General features: G+C 38.0%; 2 protein-coding genes. Both read left to right on the top strand.

The features are described 5' to 3' along the window. A partial coding sequence (locus tag FLP_RS23985; RefSeq protein ID WP_065452027.1) for a sensor histidine kinase occupies positions 1 to 1,177 on the top strand: 1,177 nt, incomplete at its 5' end. 10 nt (positions 1,178 to 1,187) lie between these two features. Then, positions 1,188 to 1,970 (top strand): enoyl-CoA hydratase/isomerase family protein, encoded by a 783-nt coding sequence (locus FLP_RS23980; RefSeq protein WP_065451865.1) that lies wholly within the window; start codon positions 1,188 to 1,190, stop codon positions 1,968 to 1,970. Positions 1,971 to 2,161: the final 191 nt, after the last annotated feature.

Below are 2,161 nucleotides of genomic sequence, written 5' to 3'. Positions count from 1 at the left end.
TTACAGCCTTGGGGGGAAATTATTAAAATCTTCAAAAGAATCCTTTGCGGTAGATAAAGTAGCGCCGCCAATTCCGGAATATATCCTAAAACTGGTGCGTTCTTCTATCGAAAAGCGTTTTGTAGATATCAAAACCATAGACGGAGTCAAAAACCGATCTTCTTACAGTTTAATCAAAGACGAAAAATTCAAACCGCTTGGAATTTTGAATCTTCCGTATCTGGAAGACGACGGCTATTATGACAACGAATTGAATACTTTCCTGATTCGTTTAAGTCAGGTTTACTCGTTTATGCTAGTTGTGGCTTTTGCATTGGCCTATTTCCTTTCTACTTATATCACAAAATCATTGAAAACCATTTCAGATCGTTTAGAAGAAACCAATCTGGATCAGAAAAATGAGAAAATTGTTTTAGAAGCGAATAGTAAAGAGGTTAATTTCCTTATAAAGGCGTATAATGGAATGGTCGATAAATTGGAAACCAGTGCCATAAAACTAGCCCAAAGCGAGCGCGAAGAAGCCTGGCGCGAAATGGCCAAACAAGTCGCACACGAAATCAAGAATCCGCTTACGCCGATGCGTTTGACGGTGCAGAGTTTTCAACGCAAGTTTGACCCGACAGCGCCGGATGTAAAACAAAAATTAAACGATTATTCTGAAACTTTAATTCAGCAAATAGATACCATGACGGCGGTGGCTTCGGCATTTTCGAACTTTGCCTCGATGCCGGCACAGCAAAACGAAACCTTAAATGTGGTTGAGGTTGTTGAATTGGCCCTGGATATTTTTAACGAAGATTATATTGTTTTCGAAAGCGAAGAAGAAGAAATCATCTCAAAAATGGATCGTACGCAATTGATTCGCGTTATTACGAATCTCGTTAAAAATGCAACGCAGGCTATTCCGGAAAGTCAGTTTCATAAATCGATTGTTGTAACTGTAAAACGCAGAAACAATAATGTTGAAATCGCCGTAAAAGACAACGGAGTTGGAATTCAAAAACAAGACACCAGCAGGATTTTCGAACCAAAATTTACCACCAAAACAAGCGGAATGGGACTTGGCCTCGGAATTATAAAAAACATTATCGAAAATTACAAAGGAACAATTACCTTTGAATCAACATACGGAAAAGGAACCACATTTAGAGTTTCTCTACCTATTACAAACTCATAAACTCACCGTCATGAACTACGAAAATCTTTTAATCTCGATTGAAGACAAAATTGCAACCGTAACCATTAATAGACCTACAAAGTTAAATGCTTTAAACAAAGCTACTATCAGCGACTTGAGTAAAGCCATTAAATTATTAGGCAAAAACGATGACGTTCGTGTCATTATACTGACAGGATTTGGCGAAAAAGCATTTGTTGCAGGAGCTGATATCTCAGAATTTGCCAATTATACTATTGTTGAAGGAGCCCAATTAGCCTCCGAAGGACAAGAATCACTTTTTGATTTTATCGAAAACTTAAAGAAACCAGTAATTGCTGCCGTAAACGGTTTTGCTCTTGGTGGCGGATTAGAATTAGCAATGGCGTGCCATTTTAGAGTAGCTTCGGATAACGCAAAAATGGGATTGCCTGAAGTAACTTTAGGCTTGATTCCAGGTTACGGAGGAACACAGCGTTTGCCACAATTAGTAGGCAAGGGACGCGCAATGGAAATGATCATGACGGCAGCCATGATTTCTGCCGAAGAAGCCAAACAATACGGTTTAGTAAATCATGTAGTGCCACAAGCTGAACTTTTGATTTTTACCAAAACAATAGCCCAAAAAATCATAAAAAATGCTCCATTTGCCATCAATAAAGCCATAAAAGCTATTAACGCCAATTATAAAGACGGTAAAGATGGTTTTGAAACTGAAATAAAGTCATTCGGAAAGTGTTTTGGAACTCAGGATTTTAAAGAAGGAACAACAGCATTTTTAGAAAAACGCAAAGCTGAATTTACAGGAAAATAAAATTGTACCACAGAGTTGCACAAAGATTTCACAGAGAGTCACAAAGAAAAAGTTTAATACAAAGCTTTGTGTAACTTTGCGAAATCTTTGTGCAACTCTGCGGTAATACAACCCAACGCGGCTCAACGTACTTAAATACTCAGTTACTGAGCATCTCAGAACCTTAGAACCTTAAAAAAATGTACGAACCA

This window comes from Flavobacterium piscis, from assembly GCF_001686925.1.
Taxonomy (GTDB): domain Bacteria; phylum Bacteroidota; class Bacteroidia; order Flavobacteriales; family Flavobacteriaceae; genus Flavobacterium; species Flavobacterium piscis.
The sequence above is the reverse complement of the archived record's forward strand: the minus strand, read 5'-3'. Positions and strand labels throughout refer to the sequence as shown.

What these genes read in the sequence shown, in the direction of transcription:
- FLP_RS23980 (WP_065451865.1), top strand. Translation starts at nt 1,188, where the DNA reads ATGAACTACGAAAATCTTTTAATCTCGATTGAAGACAAAATTGCAACC.